The sequence below is a fragment of the Mycobacterium sp. genome (assembly GCF_035499775.1).
In the GTDB taxonomy this organism is placed as follows: domain Bacteria; phylum Actinomycetota; class Actinomycetes; order Mycobacteriales; family Mycobacteriaceae; genus Mycobacterium.
The window spans coordinates 1-14,599 of sequence record NZ_DATJYB010000026.1 but is presented as its reverse complement, the minus strand read 5'-3'; the positions used below and the strand labels follow the sequence as shown (position 1 = coordinate 14,599).

9 protein-coding genes are annotated in these 14,599 nt (G+C 66.7%); 4 read left to right on the top strand and 5 right to left on the bottom strand.

What is annotated here, in order from left to right; translation table 11 throughout:
* On the top strand, positions 1 to 2,119 hold a 2,119-nt coding region (locus VML93_RS01570; protein ID WP_325606967.1), incomplete at its 5' end, for a molybdopterin oxidoreductase family protein.
* Between the two features lie 81 nt (positions 2,120 to 2,200).
* Here VML93_RS01570 and VML93_RS01565 read toward each other — a convergent pair.
* Both VML93_RS01565 and VML93_RS01560 read right to left on the bottom strand, forming a co-directional pair.
* Entirely contained in the window at positions 2,201 to 4,186 is a 1,986-nt protein-coding gene (locus VML93_RS01565) for a M13 family metallopeptidase (RefSeq protein WP_325606965.1), read from the bottom strand.
* 29 nt (positions 4,187 to 4,215) lie between these two features.
* On the bottom strand, positions 4,216 to 6,201 hold the full coding sequence (locus VML93_RS01560) for a M13 family metallopeptidase (RefSeq protein ID WP_325606963.1): 1,986 nt from the start codon (positions 6,199 to 6,201) through the stop codon (positions 4,216 to 4,218).
* Positions 6,202 to 6,332: 131 nt separating this feature from the next.
* Here VML93_RS01560 and VML93_RS01555 point away from each other — a divergent pair, with 131 nt between their 5' ends.
* Both VML93_RS01555 and VML93_RS01550 read left to right on the top strand, forming a co-directional pair.
* On the top strand, positions 6,333 to 7,967 hold the full coding sequence (locus VML93_RS01555) for a serine/threonine-protein kinase (RefSeq protein ID WP_325606961.1): 1,635 nt from the start codon (positions 6,333 to 6,335) through the stop codon (positions 7,965 to 7,967).
* Positions 7,964 to 8,653: a hypothetical protein gene (locus VML93_RS01550; protein ID WP_325606959.1), complete on the top strand. Its 690-nt coding sequence runs from the start codon at positions 7,964 to 7,966 to the stop codon at positions 8,651 to 8,653. Before VML93_RS01555 ends, VML93_RS01550 begins: the two co-directional genes overlap by 4 nt.
* 139 nt (positions 8,654 to 8,792) lie before the next feature.
* Here VML93_RS01550 and VML93_RS01545 read toward each other — a convergent pair whose 3' ends face one another.
* Both VML93_RS01545 and VML93_RS01540 read right to left on the bottom strand, forming a co-directional pair.
* Positions 8,793 to 9,317 carry an XRE family transcriptional regulator gene (locus VML93_RS01545; protein WP_414686257.1) on the bottom strand — a complete coding sequence of 175 codons (525 nt, stop codon included), beginning with the start codon at positions 9,315 to 9,317 and terminating at the stop codon, positions 8,793 to 8,795.
* Positions 9,314 to 12,337 (bottom strand): MMPL family transporter, encoded by a 3,024-nt coding sequence (locus VML93_RS01540; RefSeq protein ID WP_325606957.1) that lies wholly within the window; start codon positions 12,335 to 12,337, stop codon positions 9,314 to 9,316. The genes VML93_RS01545 and VML93_RS01540 overlap by 4 nt, the downstream gene beginning before the upstream one ends.
* Positions 12,338 to 12,769: 432 nt before the next feature.
* On the opposite strand from VML93_RS01540, the gene VML93_RS01535 reads away from it, so the two are divergent.
* Positions 12,770 to 13,276 (top strand): hemophore, encoded by a 507-nt coding sequence (locus tag VML93_RS01535; protein WP_325606956.1) that lies wholly within the window; start codon positions 12,770 to 12,772, stop codon positions 13,274 to 13,276.
* Between the two features lie 121 nt (positions 13,277 to 13,397).
* Here VML93_RS01535 and VML93_RS01530 read toward each other — a convergent pair whose 3' ends face one another.
* Complete coding sequence (locus tag VML93_RS01530; RefSeq protein WP_325606954.1) at positions 13,398 to 14,558, bottom strand: YbhN family protein; 1,161 nt, start codon at positions 14,556 to 14,558, stop codon at positions 13,398 to 13,400.
* Positions 14,559 to 14,599: the final 41 nt, after the last annotated feature.

Here is a 14,599-nt window from a genome sequence, read left to right as displayed (position 1 = left end):
GGGCTACACCTGCAACAAGGCGCTGCGGCTGGACCACTACCAGAACAGCCGCGGTCGCCTGACCTCCCCGCTGCGCCGCCGTCCCGACGGAACCTATGAGGAAATCGACTGGGACACCGCGATTGTCGAGATCGCCGAGGGCTTCACGCACATCCGCGACGCCTACGGCGGAGACAAGATCTTCTATTACGGCGGCGGCGGACAGGGCAACCATCTGGGCGGGTCCTACAGCGCCGCATTCCTGAAGGCGCTCGGGTCGAAGTACCGGTCCAGCGCACTGGCGCAGGAGAAGACCGGCGAGGCGTGGGTCGATTCGCACCTCTACGGCGGCCACACCCGCGGCGAGTTCGAGCACGCCGAAGTCTCGGTGTTCGTCGGGAAGAATCCGTGGATGTCGCAGAGCTTCCCGCGAGCGCGCGTGGTGCTCAACGAGATCGCCAAAGACCCGGCTCGGTCGATGATCGTGATCGATCCCGTGGTCACCGACACCGCGAAGATGTCCGACTTCCACCTGCGGGTACGACCGGGCACCGACGCCTGGTGCCTTGCCGCGCTGGCCGCCGTCCTGGTTCAGGAAAATCTTTGCAACGAAGCGTTTCTCGCTGAGCACGTGCACGGCGTCGACGCCGTTCGGGCGGTGCTGCGTGAGGTGCCGGTTGCCGACTACGCGGAGCGCTGTGGGGTGGACGAGGAGTTGTTGCGCGCGGCGGCCCGGCGCATCGGTACAGCTTCCAGTGTCGCGGTGTTCGAGGACCTCGGAGTCCAACAGGCACCCAACAGCACTCTGTGCTCGTATCTGAACAAGCTGCTCTGGATCCTTACCGGAAACTTCGCGAAAAAGGGTGGCCAGCACCTGCATTCGTCGTTGGCTCCGCTGTTCGGTCAGTACTACGGCCGCACCCCGGTCACCGGCGCGCCGATCATCGCGGGGCTGGTGCCGAGCAACGTCGTCCCGGAGGAGATCCTTACCGACCACCCGGACCGGTTCCGGGCCATGATCGTCGAGAGCAGCAATCCCGCTCACTCCCTGGCTGATTCGGCTGCGTGCCGGGAGGCGTTCGAGGAGCTGGAACTGTTGGTGGTCATCGACATCGCGATGACCGAGACCGCCAGACTCGCCCACTACGTCCTGCCGGCGGCCTCTCAGTTCGAAAAGGCCGAAGCCACCTTCTTCAATCTGGAATTTCCGCGTAACGCAATGCAATTGCGCCGGCCGCTACTCGAGCCGTTACCGGGAACCCTGGCCGAACCGGAGATCTGGGCCAGGTTGGTGCGGGCGTTGGGCATAGTAGAGGACGAAGATCTGCGGCCGCTGCACGAGGCCGCTCAGCAGGGCCGCGAGGCGTACACCGCAGCGTTCCTGGGCGCCACCGGTGCCAACCCGACTGTCTCGAAACTGATTCCGTACGTGCTCTACGAGACACTCGGGCCGACGCTGCCCGACGGATTGGCCGGCGCGGCCACGCTATGGGGACTGGCCCAGAAGACGGCGATGAAATACCCCGACGCCGTCCGGCGGGCCGGCTACGCTGACGGCAATGCGTTGTTCGACGCGATCCTGGACAGTCCCTCCGGAGTCACGTTCACCGTGCACAACTACGAAGACGACTTCGCGCTGATCAGCCACGCCGATCACAAGATCGCGTTGGAGATTCCCGAAATGCTGCACGAGGCGCGGGCTTTGACCCAGGCGCCGGCCCAGCTGACCACCGCGGAGTTGCCGATCGTGATGTCGGTGGGCGAGCGTCGCGCCTACACCGCCAACGACATCTTCCGCGACCCGTCGTGGCGCAAACGCGACGCCGATGGGGCGCTGCGGGTCAGCGTGGAAGACGCCCAGGCGCTCGGCTTGGTGGACGGCTGCCGGGCGCGGATCACCACCGCGGCCGGCAGTGCCGAGGCGACCGTCGAAGTCACCGAGACGATGCTGCCCGGACATGCGTCCCTGCCCAACGGGTTTGGGCTCGACTACACCGACGAGGCGGGCGCTACCGTCGTTGCCGGTGTCGCGCCCAATGCGCTGACGTCCACTGAGTGGCGCGACCCTTACGCCGGCACCCCCTGGCACAAGCACGTGCCTGCGGATATTCGCCGAGCAGACTTAAAAGCACCTGCGTAGCGGCGTGTCGCGGTGCTTTTCCGTCTGCTCGCAAGCGGGTGGGGGTACCTCCCGCTTGCGGGGGAGTGCCCCCCGCTCGCGCTAGTTCCAGATTCGGACGCGTCGCTGGGGGTCCAAGAACAGCGCGTCGTCTTCGGCGACGTCGAAGGCCTCGTAGAACGCGTCCATGTTGCGGATCACGCCGTTGCACCGGAACTCCGGCGGCGAGTGCGGATCCACCGCCAACAACTGAATCTCCACTGCGTCACGCGATTTGGTCCGCCACACCTGCGCCCAGCCGAAGAACACCCGCTGCACACCGGTCAGCCCATCGATGACCGGGGCGGGCTCGCCGTTCAGCGATAGCTGGTAGGCGAGCAGCGCGATCGACAACCCGCCCAGGTCGCCGATGTTCTCGCCGATGGTGAAGGCGCCGTTCACGTGGTGGCTGTCGTCGAGCGACCGTGGCGTGTAGACCTCGTACTGCTCGATCAGTGCTTTGGTGCGGGTGGCAAACTCGGTGCGGTCCTCGTCGGTCCACCAGTCGACCAGGTTGCCGTCGCCGTCGTACTTGGCGCCCTGGTCGTCGAAGCCGTGCCCGATCTCGTGGCCGATGACCGCGCCGATCCCGCCGTAATTGGCGGCATCGTCGGCGTGCGGGTCGAAGAACGGTGGCTGTAAAATCGCTGCGGGAAAGACGATTTCGTTCATCCCCGGGTTGTAGTAGGCGTTCACGGTCTGCGGCGTCATGAACCACTCGTCGCGGTCGACCGGACCGCCGAGCTTCGCCAACTCGCGGTCATGGTTGACCGCGCACCCGCGCCGGTAGTTGCCGTACAGGTCGTCGCGGCGAATCACCAACTTGGAATAGTCCCGCCACTTGGTCGGGTAGCCGACCTTGGCGGTGAACTTGTCCAGCTTGGCCAGCGCACGCTGACGGGTCTGCGGCGTCATCCAGTCCAGATTGTCGATGCTGATCCGGTAGGCCTCTCGCAGGTTGTCCACCAGGGTGTCGATACGGGCCTTGGCGCCCGGCGGAAAATGCTTGGCCACGTAGAGCTTACCGACCGTATCGCCGGCCAGGCCCTCCACCAGCGACACCGCCCGCTTCCAGCGAGCGCGGATCTGCTCGGCACCGGTGAGCCGGCGGCTGTAGAAATCGAAGCTCTCCAAGACCAGGTCGTCGGTCAAGAATGCGGCCCGGGCGCTGATCAAACGCCAACGCGCCCAGAGCTTCCAGTCTTCGAGATCCTCACTGCTCCACAGTGCGGCGAAGGTGGTGAGGTAATCCGGTTGGCGCACAATCAGTTCCGCGAGCGCCTCGGGTGTGGTGCCCAACGCTGTCAGCCAGCCCGCCCAGTCGAAGCCGACTGCTTCAGTCTGAAGTTGTGCGAAGGTGCGCAGGTTGTAGGCAAGCTCTGCGTCCCGGCGCTTGACCACGTCCCAGTGCGCGGCGGCCAGTTTGGTCTCCAGCGCCACGATGCGGGCCGCGGTCTCGGCGTACTGGGCCGGGTCACCGCCATACACCAGGCTGAACATGCGGGCGATGTGGCCGGGGTAGGCCTCGAGCACTTCGGCGTGCTGGGGGTCGCGGTAATACGACTCGTCGGGCAATCCGAGGCCGGACTGCGTGAAGTACACGAGGTAGCGGGTCGAGTCCTTCGCGTCGGTGTTCACGTGCATCCCGACGGCGCCGCCCATTCCGGCGCGATCCAACGCACCCAGTGCGGCGGCCAGTTCGGTGCGGTCGACGGCGTTGTCGATCACGGCAAGTTCGTCGAGCAGTGGCTGCACACCTCTGTGCGCAATGGTTTCCTCGTCGAGGAAACTGGCGTAAAGGTCGCCGATGCGCTGCTCATCGGTGCCCGCTGCGGAGCCTTTCTCGCTGGCTTCGATGATGAGGTCGCGCACGTGCTCCTCGGCCTGGTCGAACAGCGCCCGACCGACGCCGTCGCTGGCCCGATCCGCAGGTATCTCGAACTCGGCCAGCCACCGGCCGTTGACGTGGCCGAACAGGTCGTCTTGGGGTCGGGCGTCGGCGTCGACGTAGCTCAGGTCGATGCCCGAGCGGATGGCCTCTACAGTCACCCCGCCATCCTTGCATGGGCCGCTGGCGCTTAATTCCAGATGCGGACGCGGCGCTTGGGGTCCAAGAACAGCGCGTCGTCTTCGGCGACGTCGAAGGCCTCGTAGAACGCGTCCATGTTGCGGATCACGCCGTTGCACCGGAACTCCGGCGGCGAGTGCGGATCGACGGCCAACCGCCGGATCGCCTCGGCGTCGCGTGATTTGGTCCGCCACACCTGGGCCCAGCCGAAGAACACCCGCTGCACGCCGGTCAGCCCATCGATGACCGGGGCGGCCTCGCCGTTCAGCGAGAGCCGATACGCGAGCAGCGCGATCGACAAGCCACCCAAATCGCCGATGTTCTCGCCGATGGTGAAAGCGCCGTTCACGTGGTGGCTGTCGTCGAGCGCTCGTGGCGTGTAAGCCTCGTACTGCTCGATCAGCGCCTTGGCACGCAAGCCGAATTCGGTGCGGTCGTCGTCGGTCCACCAGTCGACCAGGTTGCCGTCGCCGTCGTACTTGGCGCCCTGGTCGTCGAAGCCGTGCCCGATCTCGTGGCCGATGACCGCGCCGATCCCACCGTAGTTGGCCGCGTCGTCGGCGTCCGGGTCGAAGAAAGGAGGTTGCAAAATCGCTGCGGGAAAGACGATTTCGTTCATCCCCGGGTTGTAATAGGCGTTCACGGTCTGCGGCGTCATCATCCATTCGTCGCGGTCGACCGGACCGCCGAGCTTCGCCAACTCGCGGTCATGATTTACCGCGCACCCGCGCAGGTAGTTGCCGTACAGGTCGTCGCGACGGATCACCAGCTCGGTGTAGTCCCGCCACTTGGCCGGGTATCCGACCTTGGCGGTGAACTTGTCCAGCTTGGCCAGCGCACGCTGCCGGGTCTGCGGCGTCATCCAGTCCAAATTGTCGATGCTGATCCGATACGCCTGTTGCAGGTTGTCCACCAGGGTGTCGATGCGGGCCTTGGCGCCCGGCGGAAAATGCTTGGCCACGTAGAGCTTTCCGACGGCATCGCCCATCAGGCCCTCCACCAGCGACACCGCCCGCTTCCAGCGATCGCGGATCTGCTCGGCACCCGACAGCAGCCGTCCGTAGAAGTCGAAGCTCTCCAAGACCAGGTCGTCGGTCAACAGGTCGGCCCGGGCGCTGATCAAACGCCAACGCGCCCAACGCTTCCAGTCGTCGAGATCCTCACTGCTCCACAGTGCGGCGAAGGTGGTGAGGTAATCGGGTTGGCGCACAACAATTTCCGCGACAGCGTCGGGTGTACTGCCCAGTGCGGCCACCCAGCCGGGCCAATCGAACCCTTGACTTTCGGCCTGCAACTCGGCAAATGTGCGCAGGTTGTACGTGAGGTCGGCGTCGCGGCGCTTGACCACGTCCCAGTGCGCGGCGGCCAGTTTGGTCTCCAGCGCCACGATGCGGGCCGCGGTATCCGCGTACTCGGCCGGGTCACCGCCATACACCAGGCTGGACATCCGGGCGATGTGTCCCGGGTAGGCCGCCAGCACCTCGGCGTGCTGCGGATCGCGGAAGTAGGACTCGTCGGGCAATCCGATGCCGGACTGGCGGAAGTGCGCAAGGTAGCGCGTCGAGTTCTTCGAATCGGTGTCTACATACATGCCGACGCCGCCACCCACACCGGTGCGCTGCAGGGCGCCGAGGACGGCGGCCAGCGCCGCGGAATCGGCGGCCGCGTCGATCGCGGTCAGCTCGTCGAGCAGGGGCTGCACACCAACGCGCGCGACGGCCTCCTCGTCCAGGAAGCTGGCGTAGAGGTCGCCGATGCGTTGTTCGTCAGTCTGCGACTCGGCGCCGGAGTTGCCGGCCTCGATGACCAGGTCGCGCACCTGCTCCTCGGCCCGGTCACGCAAAGCACGGAAGGCGCCGTCGGTCGCCCGGTCCGCCGGCATGTCGTATTCGACCAGCCAGCGGCCGTTGACGTGGCCGAACAGGTCGTCTTGGGGTCGGGCGTCCGCGTCGACGTAACTCAGGTCGATGCCCGAGCGGATGGCTTCTACAGTCACCCCGCCATCCTTCCATCGTTTCTGGGTCGCGGTCGTCCCATGGGTTGCGGAACGGGGCTTCGGGCACTCTGGACGAGTCGCATACTGTTGCCTGGCTGGTGTCGATGTCTGGTGGCTTGAGGAGTGATGTAGTGGTGCAAGAGCCGACGGCCGGCGAAACCCTGACGGGTTCGCGGGAGGGTTCGCGGTTCGGGCGCTACCGGCTCCGGCGGCTGTTGGGCCGAGGCGGGTTCGGCGAGGTGTACGAGGCCCAGGACACCGAGATGGACCGGGTGGTGGCCTTGAAGCTGATGGCGGCCCCGTATTCGCAGAACGAGGCATTTCGGCAACGGCTCGACCGTGAGGCACGCACCGCCGGGCGGCTGCACGAACCGCACGTGGTGCCGATCCACCACTGCGGGGAGATCGACGGACAGCTCTACATCGACATGCGGCTCATCGAGGGCACCGATCTGCTCAGCATGCTGGCGAGCGAGGGCCAGCTGGATCCCGCGCGGGCGGTGGCGATCGTCCGTCAGATCGCCGCAGCGCTCGATGCCGCCCACGCCCAACAAGTGATCCACCGCGACGTGAAGCCGGCCAACATCTTGCTCACCGGCGACGACTTCGCCTGCCTGGTGGATTTCGGCTTGGCCAACGCGGCCACCGACGCCAAGCTGACCAGCTCGGGCACTACCATCGGCACGTTTGCCTACATGGCCCCCGAGCGGCTCGGTAACGCCGAGGTGAGCCACCACACGGACATCTACGCGCTGGCCTGCGTGCTCTATGAATGCCTGACCGGATCCCCGCCCTATGACGCCGTGGACCTGCCCGCGCTGATCACCGCGCACCTGAACGCTCCCATCCCGCAACCCAGCCAGCAGCGGGCCGAGATCCCTGCCGGCTTCGACGACGTCATCGCGCGCGGGATGGCCAAAGACCCGCAGGATCGCTACGCGAGCGCTGGGGAGTTTGCTAGCGCCGCCCACCAAGCATTGAGCCCACCGGAACAGGAGCACGCCGACACCATCGTGGCCAGCACCCAGGCTGCGGCCCTGCCCGACACCGACGCGGCCGCGACCGTGGTCGCTCCGGCTTCCAGTAAGGCGGCCGCGCCCACCAAGAAGAGCAAAAAGACCGAGCCGGCGCCTGAGGCCAAGGACGCCGACGACGCCGAAGACTACGACGATTACGCGGACGACGAAGACGACGAAGACGACGACGAGTACGATCGGGTCTTTTCCGGCTACGGCGTCGGGTCGACCTTTCTCGCCGTGCTGTCGGTGGCCGCCGTCGTGCTCGGCGTCTTCATCTGGCACGCACACCGCGAAGACACCAACGAGCGCGCCTACCTGAGCCGAGTCATGCAGAAGGCTGCCGAGTGGACGGGTGTGCTGATCAACATGAACACCGGCAACCTCGACTCGAGTTTGCAGAAACTGCATGACGGGACGGTCGGAGAACTCAACACCGACTTCGAGGCCTCGCTGCAGCCTTATCGACAGGTCGTGCAGAAGTTGCAGTCGCACAGCGTCGGCCAGATCGAGTCGGTCGCGATCGAAACTGTGCACCGCGACCTGGACACCCAGCCCGGCAGGGCGCGGCCCGTCGTCACCACCAAGCTGCCGGCATTCGCCAGTCGAGGCGACTCCGTAATGGTGGTCGCCACCTCGGTCAGCGAAAACGCCGGCAGCAAGCCGCTGACGGTGCATTGGAGCTTGCGGCTCGAGGTCTCCAATGTGGAGGGCAAGCTGATGATCTCCCGGCTGGAGTCGATCCGATGAGAAATCGATGGCGGCTGCTGGCGTTCGACATCCTGGCGCCGCTCGCAGCGGTGGTCGCGCTGCTGGCGATCGGGGTCGTGCTGGCCTGGCCGCTGTGGTGGGTGTCGGTGTGTTCGGTGCTGGTGCTGCTGATCGTGGAGGCGATGGCGGTCAACTTCTGGCTGCTGCGCCGAGACTCGGTCAGTGTCGGTACCGACGACGACGCCCCCCGGCTGCGTATGGGCGTCGTTTTCCTGACCACTGCCGCGCTGTCGGCGGCGGTGGTGACCGGGTACACGCACTGGACGAAACCGGACCGCCGGTTCAAAGACGATTCCCGATCGGTGGTCCAGATTGCGATCGCGATGGCTGAGGCGGAGGCGTCGTTCAACCCGGGTGATCCGACGGCCTCCGTCAACAAGGCGGCCGCGATGATGGTGCCCGAGCGGGCGGACCCGTTCAAGGAGCAGTACCAGAAGTTCACCGTCGAACTGGTCAAGCGCAACGTCACCGCTTCGGCCGCCACGTTGGCGGCCGGGGTCGAGGCGATCGGGCCGTCGGCGGCGAGTGTGGCGGTCATCCTGCGGGTGACGCAGAACACGCCGGGTCAGCCGCCCGATCAGGCGGCGCGCCCACTGCGGGTGGCGTTGACCAAGCGCGGCAACGACTGGCTGGTAGTGGACGTAATGCCGATCAACCCGCGTTAGTGGCGATCGCGAGCGCGGCGGAGCCGATCGCGAGCGCGGCGGAGCCGGGTGAAGCGGGTCGTCACCATCGGGTCTCGTGGCGATCGCGAGCGCGGCGGAGCCCGGTGAAGCGGGTCGCCACCATCCGAATTAGGCCGAATTAGTTGGTGTCGGCCGGACGGCTGGACTTCACCTTGACGAACCGGTCGGAGAGCCGGCGCATCCGGACCATCAGGGAGGCCGACGGGCTGATGCTGGCGTCGAGGTAGGCGATCAGATCCTCGGGGTCCACACCGAGGCGAGAGGCGAATTCCTCTTCGGCCAGTCCGGAGCGTTCCATAAGCAGGCGCACATGGCGGGCCACCTCGGCACGTTCGTTGGCCTCCAGGTGGATGCGCGCGCGTTCCAGCACCTCGGCCAATGCCTTGGAGATGCCGTACGGCCGGGTGCCATCGAGGACCTCTTCGACCTGGCGGGCAGTGCGTCCGTACGGGTCACGTTTCAGCGCGGCGGCGATCCGCTTCCAGGTGGCGATATCGCCGCCTTGCATCGCCGAACGGATGGCGGCGGTGGGCCAGAACTCCACCGGCTGATCGAGGTCGGGCCCGCGGGTGCCCGGTTTCACGGCGGACCTGGGGGACCGGCGCGGCGTCGGTCCTTGGCGTCGCTCGGCTGCCAAAGTCACCTCGCCTCCTCCAACATCGCCACGGCCACCGACAGGCAGCGCTGCCGGACCTCATCCCAGTCTGCCTGGGCGTCTGGTTCAGTCAACTGATCGTCATCGAGGTCAGACGGATGTGGATCAGCGAGCCGGCGCACCAGCTGACTGGCCATCCATTGTCGCCTCGAGCGGGAGCCGGGTGGTTGACAACAGTAATACCTGTCCATCCCGGCCAGCACCACGGCGGCGGTCTCGGGTTCCATCGCTTCCACCATGTCGGCAAATTCGGTGTAGTCGCGGCGACTGTTACGGCACATGATCAGGTAGCCCTTGAGGCGCAGCGCTTCCGCGCCGGTCGGAACCAGCAGCCGGTCGCCGGTGGGTAGCTGCACATGAGTGGTCTCCACCGGGCTGCGCCGCGCGTATTTGGGCCGGTCGCGGGGGTCGGTGTCGGTCTCGAGAGCCTCGATGGCGACCGAGAGCCGACCACGCCACAGGGTGACCGGGTGCACCGGGCGGGTACCCCACGGGATCGCCCAGGCGATGCCGTTGCGGGAAGCCAGGCCGCCGACGAGCTTGCGGGCCGCCGATTTATTGCCGGTCCTGGTGTCGACCGAGACCACCCGCAGCTCGCCGGTGTCCCCGATGTCTCCGTCTTCCAGCTGGCATAGCCCCGGTTCCTGGTCTGGCGGCAGTGCTTCGGCGGGCTCCTTGCCGTTCCGTTCGCACCCGGTGAAGGCGAGGGGATCGGCGACGCAGATGGCATCGGGTGCCAGGAGTTTGAGCTTGGCCGCCGATTTGAGCACCATCCGCAGGTCCGCGTTGGGGGCTACCAGTGCCGCGATGTCCTCCGGGATCACGACGATGTCGGCGAGGTCGACGTCGGGCAGCGGCCTGTCGAAGTCGACCGACGGCAACACCCGCAGCATCCACTTGGGCATCCACCAGTTCCACTGGGCGAACATCGCCATCAGAGCCGGGACCAGCACCAACCGCACCACGGTGGCGTCCACCGCGATCGCCACCGCGCACGCGACGCCGATCTCGGCGACCAGCGGCATCCCGGCGAATGCGAAGCCGATGAACACGGCGATCATGATCAGGGCGGCGCTGGTGATGGTGCGTGCGCTGGTGCTCACGCCGTATGCGACCGCGTCACGGGTGTCCCCGGACAGCAGGAAGCGCTCGCGGATTCGGGTCAGCAGGAAGATCTCGTAGTCCATCGACAACCCGAACGTCATCGCCAGCACCAGCGGCGGCACCGTGCTGTCGATCGAGGTGATATGCGCGAACCCGAGCTTCTCCAGCCAGCCCCACTGGAACACCATCACGAGGCTGCCGTAGGCGGCGGCCACCGACAGCAACGTCATCAGCACGCCCTTGAGCGCCAGGAAGACCGAGTGAATGGAGATCAGCAGCATGAAGAAGGCGATCAGCGCGACGAACAGCAGCACCAGCGGCTCGGTCTGCGACACCCGGTCGTCGAAATCCTTGATCAGCGCGGTCTGGCCGCCGACGTTGACGTGTGCCGAGTCGGTCTCGGTGCCCCCGGGCAGCTGGGCTCGCATCCACTTGACGGTTTCCCGGGCGCCCAGGTCCTCGGGATCGACCGTCAGCACCGCGGACAGCAGCGCGCTGCGGTTGTCGTCGGCGAACACCGGCGGTGCCACAGACTTGACGTTGGGTGCCTGCATCATTCGCTGCCGGACCGCGCCGACCGTCTGGCTGTGCTCCGGCGAGGACGCGTTGCCGTCGGGGAAGGTGACCAGCACCTGAACCGGACCCAGCGCGCCGGGGCCGAGTGCCTGGGACGCCGCGGCCACCCCGGCTCGGATCTCGTGCGACGAGTCGAACTGGCGCAGCAGGCTGTTGCCCATCACCATCGACAACGCCGGTGCGGCCATCAGGATCAGGACCAGCGACGCCCCCAGTGACGATATCCACGGCCGGCGCATCACCCATCCCACCCAGCGCGTCCAGAACCGGGACGTAGTGCTCTCAGGCTGGCGTGACCAGTGCAGCAGCGCCGCCCTTTTTGCGGCTTGGCGCCCGAACGTCGCCAGCGCCGCTGGTGTCAAGGTGGCAGCCGTCAGCATCGCGACCGCGACGGCGAGAATCGCTCCGGTTGCCATCGACTTCAGCGCGGGGGTGTTGATCAGGTAGATCCCGGTCAGCGACGCGATGACGGTCATTCCGGACAGCACCACCGCGAGCCCGGAGGTGGCCATCGCGGCGTCGACGGCCTCCCTCGGCTGACGGCCGGTACGCAGTTCCTCGCGGAAGCGCATCAGGATAAATAAGGAGTAGTCGACGGCGAGCGCGATGCCGAACATCGACACCGTCGAGGTGACGAACACCGACATGGTGGTGTGCATCGACAACAGGTAGACCAGGCCCATCGTGACCACGACCGTGCAGACGCCCAGGGCCAGCGGGATCGCCGCGGCGGCCAGCGAACCGAACACCGCGAGTAGGACGATCAGGATGATCGGCAGGTTCCACTTTTCCGCTTCGGCGATGTCGTGCTTGGTGTTGGCCGCCGCGGCAGCGCTGAGCGCGCCTTGCCCGATGACGTAGAGCCGCACGTGGCCGTTCGCTGTCTGTCCGGATTGGTCGCCCTTGATGCCCACCCGGGTGCGTAGTTTCTTGGCGACGTCGCTGGTGTTGCGGGAGTCGAGCCGCAGTGACACCACGTAGGGCCGGTCCGGCTGGGGGGGTCGCTGGGTGGGGTTGGGTACCTCCGATACGCCGGGGACCTCGCCGGCGATGTTCCTCAGCAACGCGACCGCATCGTTGATGTCCTGGTAGCTGGCATCCGCGCGGGGGGCCGCTACCAGCGCCAACGACGACGCTCCTTGCTCGCGGAATTGCTCCTCGAGCTGGTCGTGGACCGCGATCGACTGCGACCCGGCGACCTCGAAGCCACCGCCGGTGAGATGCCCGGACTGCGTCAACGCCAGATAGACCGACGGCACCAATGCAAGCAGCCAGCCTGTCAGGACCAACCAGCGGAATCTGCGCAGGCTGCGGCTTAGGCGCATCATGAACTGCTGGATTTCGGGCTCCCCGTAATTCTCGCGATTTCCTCGCGCAATGCATGCTGGCGCGAGCCTACCGCAGCAGCCTGTGGATTAAATCCGGTTCGCGGTATCTGAGCTGGGACGACGGGGATAGGCCGGGGAAGTTGCAGAACCGTTGTGAAACCGAGGGCGGGCTGGGATTTTCGGTGCGGCCGACGCAGGCGTCCCACCTGTCCCATGGGTCACCGGAGCGGCGGCGCGATGCGGTTGGTCAAATTGGCGCAGCACTAACCCGCTCCTTCGGTGTCGCGCCTCACAACCGCGAACTGGCGGCGAAACTGCCCGGGATGGCAGGATGTCGGATGGCCGTGCGGGTGTCGGGGGACTCAAGCCGTTAAGCCGTTTGTGAGGCGCGTCGTTAGCGCGGCCATTCGCAAACCGTTAGGGGAGTTGTTCATGAACACCAGGCGCCGCAAGCTCGCCGCAGGACTGATCGCCGTCGCGGTGCCGGCCGCCGCCTTCGGGCTGATGGCCGAGCCGCACGCCACTGGTGCGGCCGACCCCTGTGCGGCCAGTGAAGTCGCCAGGACGGTCAGTTCGGTCACCAAGTCGCTGGGCGACTATCTGGACGCGCATCCGGACACCGACAACGTGATGACGTCGGTGCTGCAACAGCAGGCGGGCCCGCAATCGTTCGACACGCTCAAGTCGTATTTCACGGCCAATCCCAAGGTCGCCCTCGATATGCAGACGATGACGCAGCCGTTGACCAACCTGTCGACCAGGTGCAAGCTGCCGATCAGCCTCCCGCAGGCCATCGGAATGATGCAGCAGGCGCAGGGCGGTGGGCTCCCGGGCCTGCCGGGCGCGTCGCCGGCCGGTGCGCCGGTTGCTCCGCCGCCGTCGGGTGGTATCCCGGCCTCGCCGCTTCCCGGCCCGCCCCGGGCCAACCGCGCGGGCTAAGCGTTTGCCGCGGCGAGACTGAAGTCAGAGCGCGAAAATTCGCGAAACCTAGCCCTAGGTTCAGTCTCGGCGCCCTGGGTTCAGTCTCGGCGCCGTGAGCGCAGGCTCCAAACCGCGCCCACTAATCCACAGCCCCATCGGGCGGCGGTAGCGGACCCTGCAAAGCCGTCTCGGTCGGGTCGACGGACAGTTCGCGCTGTAGCTCCGCCAGCGGCAGCGGGCCGGTGATCGGGTCGTCGTCGTCCGTGGTGTGCTCGGTGCGGAACACGAAGAAGAACACCACCCAGCCGATGGCGGCGATGAGCAACCAGCTGATCAGCCGGTAGATCAGCATCGCGGAGATGGCGCTCGGCAACGACATGCCACTGGACACCAGGCCGGGCACCAGCACCGCCTCCACGACCAACAACCCGCCCGGCATCAGCGGAATCGTCCCCACCGCGCGGGCCGCCGCGTAGGCAACCGTCAACCCCGCGACCGACGCGTGGTCGCCGGCCGCGTAGGCGGCAAAGCCCAGGCAGGCCACGTCGGCGACCCAGTTGAACAGTGACCAGCTGAACGCCACCGCCAAGTCGCGCCGGCCCAGGCTGACCGATTCCAGCTGCATGAGCGTCTCGCGCCACTTGGCCAGGCCGGTGTCGGCCGGTCTGCCGCGAATTGAGTTGGCCCACGCCAAGACTCGAGTGCCGATCCCCTCGATCAGCTCCGGCCGCGACGCCACCGCCTGGGCCAGCAGCAACAGCGCGACGAATCCGCCGAGCGTGAACAGCAGCGAGAACGGGTTGTTCTTGGCGCCCAGGAAGAACGCGCCGCCCAATCCGAGCAGCGCCAACCCCACGGCCTGCAGCACACCCGACATCACCAACTGCCAGGACGCCACCACCGTCGACGCGCCCCAGATGCGTTGCTGGCGGAACAGGAACGTCGCCGACAGCACCGGCCCGCCCGGCAGCGTGGTGCTCAGCGAGTTGGCGGCGTAGAAGGTGGCTTCCGACCGGAGTTGCTTGACGTGCACCCCTGCGGACTTGAGCAGGGTGCGCTGGATCTGGGCGAAGCTGTGCATCGACGCGGCCGACGCCACCACCGCGGCGATCAGCCACCACCAGTTGGCCCGGTACAAGCTCGTCCAGGCTTTGGCTAACTGGTCCCACCCGAGTGCCACCTCGACGGCAAGCACGATCGCGACGAGGCCGAGCACCACCCAACGCACCCACCAGTATTTGCCGCGCGATGCGTCCACGCGCTGGGGCCGCAGGCTGCGGGCCGGGGCGTCGTGTGACACGTGATTTAGGGTAACCGTGCTGGTGGCGGCACACTCGCTGC

Coding starts and splice junctions, on each gene's coding strand:
- VML93_RS01550 (WP_325606959.1), top strand. CDS start 7,964: ATGAGAAATCGATGGCGGCTGCTGGCGTTCGACATCCTGGCGCCGCTC.
- VML93_RS01540 (WP_325606957.1), bottom strand. CDS start 12,337: ATGATGCGCCTAAGCCGCAGCCTGCGCAGATTCCGCTGGTTGGTCCTG.
- VML93_RS01535 (WP_325606956.1), top strand. CDS start 12,770: ATGAACACCAGGCGCCGCAAGCTCGCCGCAGGACTGATCGCCGTCGCG.